This is a genomic window from Planktotalea sp., assembly GCF_039984035.1.
Taxonomy (GTDB): Bacteria; Pseudomonadota; Alphaproteobacteria; order Rhodobacterales; family Rhodobacteraceae; genus Planktotalea.
Window position 1 is genome coordinate 1 of the sequence record NZ_JBDWVM010000076.1, and the last position, 7,644, is coordinate 7,644.

At 54.0% G+C, this 7,644-nt stretch carries 11 protein-coding genes and 1 tRNA gene; 8 read left to right on the forward strand and 4 right to left on the reverse strand.

Translation table 11 applies throughout. The features are described from left to right. Both ABJQ89_RS03395 and ABJQ89_RS03400 read left to right on the forward strand, forming a co-directional pair. Positions 1–193, forward strand: a 193-nt coding sequence (locus ABJQ89_RS03395) for a hypothetical protein (RefSeq protein ID WP_348494865.1), incomplete at its 5' end; no start/stop codon positions are given. Next, entirely contained in the window at positions 190–1,296 is a 1,107-nt protein-coding gene (locus tag ABJQ89_RS03400) for a tyrosine-type recombinase/integrase (RefSeq protein WP_348364025.1), read from the forward strand. The genes ABJQ89_RS03395 and ABJQ89_RS03400, both read left to right, overlap by 4 nt. A gap of 19 nt (positions 1,297–1,315) precedes the next feature. On the opposite strand, the gene ABJQ89_RS03405 is transcribed toward ABJQ89_RS03400, so the two are convergent. Then, positions 1,316–1,392: transfer RNA gene (locus ABJQ89_RS03405), tRNA-Ile, on the reverse strand. A 122-nt stretch (positions 1,393–1,514) separates the two neighbouring features. Between ABJQ89_RS03405 and purM the strand changes: the two genes are divergently transcribed. The 3 genes from purM to rnd all read left to right on the forward strand — a co-directional run bounded on the left by purM (position 1,515) and on the right by rnd (position 4,401). Next, complete coding sequence (gene purM / locus ABJQ89_RS03410) at positions 1,515–2,567, forward strand: phosphoribosylformylglycinamidine cyclo-ligase (RefSeq protein WP_348494866.1); 1,053 nt, start codon at positions 1,515–1,517, stop codon at positions 2,565–2,567. Further along, positions 2,564–3,166, forward strand: a complete 603-nt coding sequence (purN, locus tag ABJQ89_RS03415) for a phosphoribosylglycinamide formyltransferase (protein ID WP_348494867.1) — start codon at positions 2,564–2,566, stop codon at positions 3,164–3,166. Before purM ends, purN begins: the two co-directional genes overlap by 4 nt. Before the next feature lie 74 nt (positions 3,167–3,240). Then, positions 3,241–4,401 carry a ribonuclease D gene (rnd, locus tag ABJQ89_RS03420; protein ID WP_348494868.1) on the forward strand — a complete coding sequence of 387 codons (1,161 nt, stop codon included), beginning with the start codon at positions 3,241–3,243 and terminating at the stop codon, positions 4,399–4,401. Positions 4,402–4,427: 26 nt separating this feature from the next. On the opposite strand, the gene ABJQ89_RS03425 is transcribed toward rnd, so the two are convergent. Continuing rightward, entirely contained in the window at positions 4,428–4,937 is a 510-nt protein-coding gene (locus ABJQ89_RS03425; protein ID WP_348494869.1) for a hypothetical protein, read from the reverse strand. A 125-nt stretch (positions 4,938–5,062) separates the two neighbouring features. On the opposite strand from ABJQ89_RS03425, the gene ABJQ89_RS03430 reads away from it, so the two are divergent. Next, a complete protein-coding gene (locus tag ABJQ89_RS03430) occupies positions 5,063–5,473 on the forward strand; it encodes a SufE family protein (RefSeq protein WP_348494870.1) in 411 nt (136 codons plus the stop codon). A 1-nt stretch (position 5,474) separates the two neighbouring features. On the opposite strand, the gene ABJQ89_RS03435 is transcribed toward ABJQ89_RS03430, so the two are convergent. Next, a complete protein-coding gene (locus ABJQ89_RS03435; RefSeq protein WP_348494871.1) occupies positions 5,475–5,645 on the reverse strand; it encodes a hypothetical protein in 171 nt (56 codons plus the stop codon). A gap of 6 nt (positions 5,646–5,651) precedes the next feature. Continuing rightward, on the reverse strand, positions 5,652–6,200 hold the full coding sequence (hpt, locus tag ABJQ89_RS03440; RefSeq protein WP_348494872.1) for a hypoxanthine phosphoribosyltransferase: 549 nt from the start codon (positions 6,198–6,200) through the stop codon (positions 5,652–5,654). A gap of 71 nt (positions 6,201–6,271) precedes the next feature. Between hpt and ABJQ89_RS03445 the strand changes: the two genes are divergently transcribed. Then, a complete protein-coding gene (locus ABJQ89_RS03445) occupies positions 6,272–6,724 on the forward strand; it encodes a type II toxin-antitoxin system RatA family toxin (protein WP_348494873.1) in 453 nt (150 codons plus the stop codon). Positions 6,725–6,879: 155 nt separating this feature from the next. Next, on the forward strand, positions 6,880–7,644 hold a 765-nt coding region (locus ABJQ89_RS03450; RefSeq protein WP_348494874.1), incomplete at its 3' end, for a fatty acid desaturase.

The window sequence follows — 7,644 nt, forward strand, 5'->3', positions numbered from 1 at the left end:
CCAAACGGAGACATCTGCCATGCCCGCCAGAAAAGCTGTTTTGACCCAGACAGAACTGAAGCGCTATTTGGCCGCATACCGTGACGCGGGGATTCCTGTCGGGCGTACCGAAATTGGCCCAGATGGGACGGTGGTGATACATTCTGCGAGTGAGAACTCACCACCAACGATAAATGATTGGGACGCAGATTGAAAAAACGAGAAAAATATCCGGGCGCAAGCTCCTACAAGGATCGACACGGGAAACGCCGTTGGCGGTATAGGTCGCGCGGGTTCACTGCCGAACTGGGGTCTGACTACGGGTCAGATGAGTTTGAACAAAGGTATCAGGATGCCGGTAACCGCCAGAAATCGAAGTCTAGTGAAGGGGCAGGGGCTTCCCGCACAAAAGCTGGATCTTTGGATGATCTGGTCACCCATTTCTACAAGCTGCACTTTCCGACCATCAGCGAAAGCACACAGGCCGATTATCGCAGTGTCATCGAGCCTTTAAGGCTCAAACACGGCAAGAAGCGCATCGCGCATATGAAAATTCGGCACGTCATGGCCATCAAGGCGGAAATGCACGAAACGCCGATGCAGGCCAACAAGATGCTCAAACGGCTGTCTCAAATGATGGACCTTGCAGTCACGATGGATTGGGTTGCCGCCAATCCGGTCCTCGGTGTCAGTAAGTATGCGACAACGTCCGAAGGGTATCACTCATGGGACGAGGGCGAAATCGAACGCTACTACGAAGTTCACCCGCTGGGATCGCCTGCGCACATTTGCATGACTCTGATGCTCTACACAGGGGCCGCGAAGGTTGACGCGGTAAAGCTGGGACCAGCGAACGTCAAAGACGGGCGGATCGAATATCGCCGTCAGAAAACCAGTAAGAACCCAAGCGGGGTGCTGATCAGCTTGCCGATACATCCGGCCTTGGCAGAAGCTTTGGCGGCAAGGCCCGTCACGTTCACTTACCTTGAGACAGGCCATAACAAGGCTCGCTCTCGCAAGGGCCTTGGAACATCCATGCGCAAGTGGTGCGATAAAGCGGGCTTGCCGCTGTGTTCCTCACATGGCTTACGAAAAGCAATTTGCCGCCGTATCGCCGAGGCGGGTGGCACACCCTACGAAATCATGGCGGTTAGCGGCCACGTGACGCTGGCGATGGCTCAAAAGTACTGTGAGACGTTTGGGCGGCGGGACATGGCTGATTCAGCATTTTTGCGACTTACAGGCACGAAAGCGGAACAAAACTTGACGAACCACCCTGAAAGGTTCGTCAAAAAATCACCTAACACCTTAAAATAAAAGGATAATAAATGATGTTTGGTAGGCCCGGCAGGACTTGAACCTGCAACCAACGCGTTATGAGCACGCTGCTCTAACCAATTGAGCTACAGGCCCTACCTTGAGAGAGTGATTAGCATACGGCGCAACCGCGTCAAGCGTGCAGATTGCACTAATCGCTTTGATGGGGTAACCGCTGCGCAACGCGAATTTAGCAGACCCATAGGGTGGAGACTTCCATGAGCGATCAAAGCAGCAACAGCGGCATCACATATGCAGATGCAGGCGTGGATATTGATGCGGGTAACGCATTGGTAGAACGGATCAAACCCGCAGCAAAGCGGACCAATCGCTCTGGTGTGATGTCTGGCCTTGGCGGTTTTGGCGCGCTCTTTGATCTTAAAGGCGCAGGCTACAATGATCCGATTCTTGTGGGCGCCACGGACGGTGTTGGCACCAAGCTTCGTATCGCAATTGATACCGGCCTTGTGGACGGCGTCGGCATCGATCTGGTTGCCATGTGCGTCAACGACCTTGTGTGCCAAGGCGCGGAGCCGCTTTTCTTCCTCGATTATTTTGCGACGGGACACCTAGAGACAGAAACAGCCGCGCGCATCATCGAAGGTATCGCAGAGGGCTGTGTGCGCTCTAACTGTGCTTTGATCGGCGGCGAAACGGCGGAAATGCCGGGCATGTACCCTGATGGCGACTTTGATCTTGCCGGCTTCTCCGTCGGCGCGATGGAACGCGGCGCAGAGATGCCTGCAAATGTGCAGGTGGGCGATGTACTGCTTGGTCTGGCCTCTGATGGCGTACACTCAAACGGTTATTCATTGGTGCGCAAATTAGTCGATATCTCTGGCCTTGGCTGGGATATGGATTGTCCGTTCGGTGAAGGCACCCTCGGTCAGGCGCTTTTGACGCCAACGCGCCTTTATGTGAAACAAGCGCTGGCAGCGGTGCGAGCAGGGGGCGTTCACGCGCTGGCCCATATCACAGGTGGCGGTTTGACAGAAAACATCCCGCGCGTTCTGCCCGAAGGCTGCGGCATTGAAATTGATCTCAACGCATGGGATTTGCCGCCTGTTTTCAAATGGATGGCGGAAACAGGAAATATCGCTGAATCAGAAATGCTCAAGACCTTTAACTGTGGTCAGGGCATGGTTCTAAGCGTCGCTGCTGATCGCGCTGATGCGTTGGTAGACCTGCTTGAGGGCGAGGGCGAAACAGTGACCCGCTTGGGCCATGTTACAGACACAGGCGAGGTTCGCTACACAGGCGCATTGCTTTGAGCGCTCAGCCGAAAATCAAAGTCGCAATCCTGATTTCGGGCGGCGGGTCCAATATGCTCAAGCTGCTCGACAGCATGGGCGCGGATCATCCGGCCGAAGCCTGCCTTGTGATGTCCAACAAGGAAAATGCTGGCGGGCTTGTCAAAGCCGCCGAGCGCGGAATTGCGACAGATTTTGTCGATCACAAACCTTTTGGTGAAGATCGCGCCGCGTTTGAGGACGCTCTCATTGCGAAACTGGACGCTGCGGGCGCTGAAGTGGTCTGCCTTGCCGGCTTCATGCGCGTGCTGACCCCGCATTTCATCAATCGCTTTGAGGGGCGCATGCTCAATGTGCATCCCTCGCTCTTGCCGAAATACAAAGGTTTGCACACCCATAAGCGCGCAATTGAGGCGGGCGATAGCGAGGCGGGCTGCACCGTCCACGTCGCCACGGCCAAGCTGGACGACGGCCCAATAATCGCGCAAGCAAGCGTTCCGATCTTAGAGGGCGACACGCCTGACACACTCGCAGCGCGTGTTTTGATCGAGGAACACCGCATTTATCCCGAGGCTTTATTGAGCTTTACGCGCGATTTGCAGGGAAAAACCCCCAGCTAAAGTCCTAGCGCTTTATTTCGCTGTGCCAATCGCGTATTGCCGTATTAGTCACAACTCGAAAGTGCCCAATATCTATGCTCACGATTACGACGACCGAAGCCCTCGAAACCTTTTGCAACGAGGCGCGCAAGCACCCCTATGTGACTGTAGATACTGAATTTTTGCGCGAGCGAACGTATTATTCAAAGCTTTGTTTGGTCCAACTCGCGATGCCGGGCACATCAGACGACGAAGGCTGTCTCGTCGATCCGCTTGTAGAAGGGATGTCACTAGAGCCGCTGTATGATCTGTTTCGCGATACCTCTGTCGTCAAAGTCTTCCATGCTGCGCGTCAGGATATCGAGATTTTTCAGGTTGATGCAGGCGTCATCCCGACGCCCTTGTTCGACACGCAGGTCGCTTCAATGGTGTGCGGATTTGGCGAACAAGTGGGTTATGACACGTTGGTGCGCAAAATCACCAAAGCCGAGATTGATAAATCATCCCGCTTTACCGATTGGTCACGCCGCCCTTTGAGCGATGCTCAGAAAAGCTATGCCTTGGCGGATGTCACGCATTTGCGTCAAGTCTATGAATTCTTGTCCAAAAAGCTGAAAGATGCCGGACGTGAACATTGGGTGGCTGAGGAAATGAAGATCCTCAACAGCCCCGAAACCTATATCACCAAGCCTGACGATGCGTGGAAACGTGTCAAAACACGCAACACCAGCCCGCGTTTTTTGGCCATTGTGCGTGAGCTTGCGAAATTCCGTGAATCCTATGCGCAGGGAAAAAACATCCCGCGCAACCGCGTTTACAAAGACGACGCTTTGGTTGAATTGGCCGCGACGAAACCGAAAGATCATTCCGATCTGGGGCGTTCGCGTCTGCTGCTGCGTGAAGCGCGCAAGGGCGAGATCGCAGAAGGTATCTTGAAAGCAGTCAGCACTGGGCGTGATTGCCCTGAAGCTGATTTGCCGAAACTGGAACGCTCTTCGCGTGAAAAGAAGCAGGTCAATCCAGCGCTCGCTGATTTGCTGCGTGTTTTGCTCAAGGCAAAAACCAACTCGGTTGGCGTTGCTTCAAAGCTCGTCGCACCTGCGTCTGATCTGGATGCAATTGCATCTGGTGCACGCGATGTGAGCGCGCTCCAAGGCTGGCGTTTTGAGGTATTTGGCGAAGACGCGCTTTTGCTTTGCGAGGGCAAGATCGCCCTTGGTGCGAAGGGAAGCGATGTGAAACTGGTGCGTCTCTAATCAGAGACGCGACACCGTTTTTTACATTAGCGACGGCGCGTACTGCGTTGATTACGTGCGCCTTTTACGACAATCGTCTTCACGTCGCGCAGTTCTTGATCGCTGACAAAGACGGCAACGTTCACTTCACGTGCGCCTTGGCCGCCAACACCAACCGTGCTTGCCGGACGCACCGCTTCGAGCGTGTAGCCAAGAACGCCGTTGATGGGCCCATCAATACTGTCAGGTGTCAAACGCGCATCATAATAGCCAATGACCTCGCCAACACCGACCGCATGAATGATCGCGCCGCCTGGGCGCCGCTCAACGCGCAGCTCGGAAATTTGATCAATCGGGCGACCTTGATAAACCGCCTTGGGGCGTGTTCCCAAGCGACGTGGGGGAATCAAGGGGTTCGTAGATGACGCATTTTCCACAGGGCCGGAGCGCGAATTGCCAAACCAGTTGACTGGGTTGACCCATGAATTGCTCAAACCACCACCGCAACCGGCAAGGGCCAGTGCGCTACATAGCATTAGGGATCGTGTAAAAGCCATCTTCGTGCCTCGTCTCTGCTCTGGTTTGATTTATCCCATCCGCGACGCGTTGAAAAGCGCCAAGGCGCACTGGACCTTTTGTTTGCGTCTGTCTACCTCTCAAAACAACAGATGGAGAGTCGATCATGGCCAATGCTGCCTTTGAAAACATTGTTGAAGACTTTGAATTCCTCGAAGATTGGGAAGAACGCTATCGTCATGTGATCGAGCAGGGCAAAGCGATGGACCCGCTGGAGGATGCGCTGAAAGTTGCCGCAACCAAGGTGGATGGCTGCGCGAGTCAGGTGTGGCTGCACCCGAGCATCGACAATGGCGTCTTTCGGTTTGATGGTGAAAGCGATGCGATGATCGTCAATGGCCTCATTGCTGTGCTGCGCATGCTCTACAATGATACGGCTGTTTCCGAGGTCGCTGCGATCGATGCAAAGTCCGAACTTGCGCGCCTTGGCCTGAATGATCACCTGTCTGCGCAGCGCTCTAATGGGCTGGCCGCGATGATCCAACGCATTCGCGAAACCGCAGCGTCGGCAAGCTAAACTATAGCTTGAAGGAATTCGGTTTGAGCGCGTCGGGCCAGCCGACGTAGCGCTCTACCAGAAACAGCGCAGCGCAGATCAAAATGATCATGATCACAAACTTGACGCGTTTTTCCGAAGGCGGGCGATGCGCCCACTTTGCCATACGCAGAAAATGGCGAGGATTGATCATTGCGCGCTAGTTTTCATCTTCGGTGAAGCGAACTTTACCGATGTAGGGCAGGTTGCGGTTGCGCTGCGCGAAATCAATGCCGTACCCCACGACAAATTCATCAGGGATTTCAAAGCCGGTCCAATCTGCTTTGAAATCCACCTCGCGGCGCGTGGGCTTGTCCAAGAGCGCGATGCTCTTGAGCCGTGCTGGTTTTCTGGAGAGAAGCAAGTTCGTCACGTGGTTCAATGTGTGACCCGTGTCGACGATATCTTCTACAACCAGAACATCGCGATTTTCAATTGCGCCGCGTAAGTCTTTGAGAATACGCACTTCTCGACTGCTTTCCATGCCGTCACCGTAAGACGAAGCCTCTAAAAAATCGACCTCCACCGGCAGGTCCAGTTCGCGTACAATATCAGCGATAAAGACGAAAGAGCCGCGCAAAAGACCCACAACAACAAGTTTGTCGGTGCCTTTGAATTCGGTTTCGATCTCCATGCTCAATTCTTCGATTCTGGCCGCGATTGATTTGGCCGAGATCATTTGATCGATGACATATGGACGCTGAGGCATAGGTTTCCCTTGATTTCTGCGTGCATGCATAGGACATGCAACCCAACTGAGATAACGGGAAAAACCCGCCGATGCCAACCCATTCTGAAACCCGTCACATGCCGTATTCTGCCAGCCAGATGTATGATCTTGTGGCGGATGTTGCCAAATATCCTGAGTTCCTGCCGTGGTGTGCAGGCGCGCGCATTAGATCGCGCACGCCAGAAGGTGCGTCTGAGGTCATGCTCGCGGATTTGGTGATTTCGTTCAAAGTGTTCCGTGAACGTTTTGGAAGCCGCGTTGTGCTGCATGAGGCCGATAAGAAGATCGACACAGAGTATCTGGATGGTCCGTTCAAGTACATGAAATCCAATTGGGCCTTTGAAGACGCTAAAGGCGGGGGATGCAATGTGCAGTTCTTCGTCGACTTTGAATTCAAGAACGCCATTTTGCAGGGCATTATTGGCCTTGTTTTCAATGAAGCCATGCAGCGCATTGTACGCGCCTTTGAAAGCCGCGCTGAGGCTTTGTACGGCGCGGCTTGATCTGATTGAGTGCTGCGCACGCTTGAAGAGCCGCTTGCGCGGCGGTTTGGGGCGCTGCCCCATCAGCGCGCTGCGCTGATCCCCCGAAGTTTATTTGGAAAGATGAAGCGGTTCTTTCCTAATTTTGCCATTGATCTGCGCTATCAGAGGGAATGATGAGATTCTCTTTGGTGACTTCTTCGCTGGTTCTTTTGCTAATCGCGGCCTGTCTTTGGGGCGGCTATTGGGCGTGGGGCACGTTGTTTTACATTTCAGTCTTTGCCTATGGCGTTGATCGTTTGACGCCATTTTTGATAGAAAATGCACCGAGCGATGCGGAGTTTCCGGTTGCAACGCCGTTGTCTGTTGTGCTCGCCTTTGCGCATTTTGGTGTATTAGGTTTAGCGCTTGTCGCTTTGGTGCAGATTGAGGCGCCGCTCATGAACAAAATGGCGCTTTTCTTCGCGGTATCGCTTTTTGCGGGGCAGGTTGGGCACCCCAATGCGCACGAGCTTATTCATCATCCCAATCGCTGGATGCGCCGTCTGGGGCGCGCGGTGTATATGTCGATTTTGATGGGGCATCATGCGTCGTCTCATCCTTTGGTGCATCATGTGCATGTAGGAACAGAGCGCGATCCGGTTTCTGCCCCCAAGGGGCGCGGGTTTTGGCGGTTCTTTGGTAGGGCCTGGATTGGGTCTTATCGTGCGGGATACGCCGCGGAGGCCGCGCGGTTAAAGCAGGGTCGGCGTCATCCTTATCTGGGCTATCATCTAGGTGCAGTTGCTGTGCTTGTGGCAGCCTTTGCATTGGCAGGATTGGTTGGTGTTTTGATCTGCGCCGCGATTGGCCTTTACGCGCAATTGCAGATTTTCCTGTCAGATTACGTCCAACACTATGGGTTGCGGCGTAAAATCTTGCCGAATGGGAAACCAGAACCG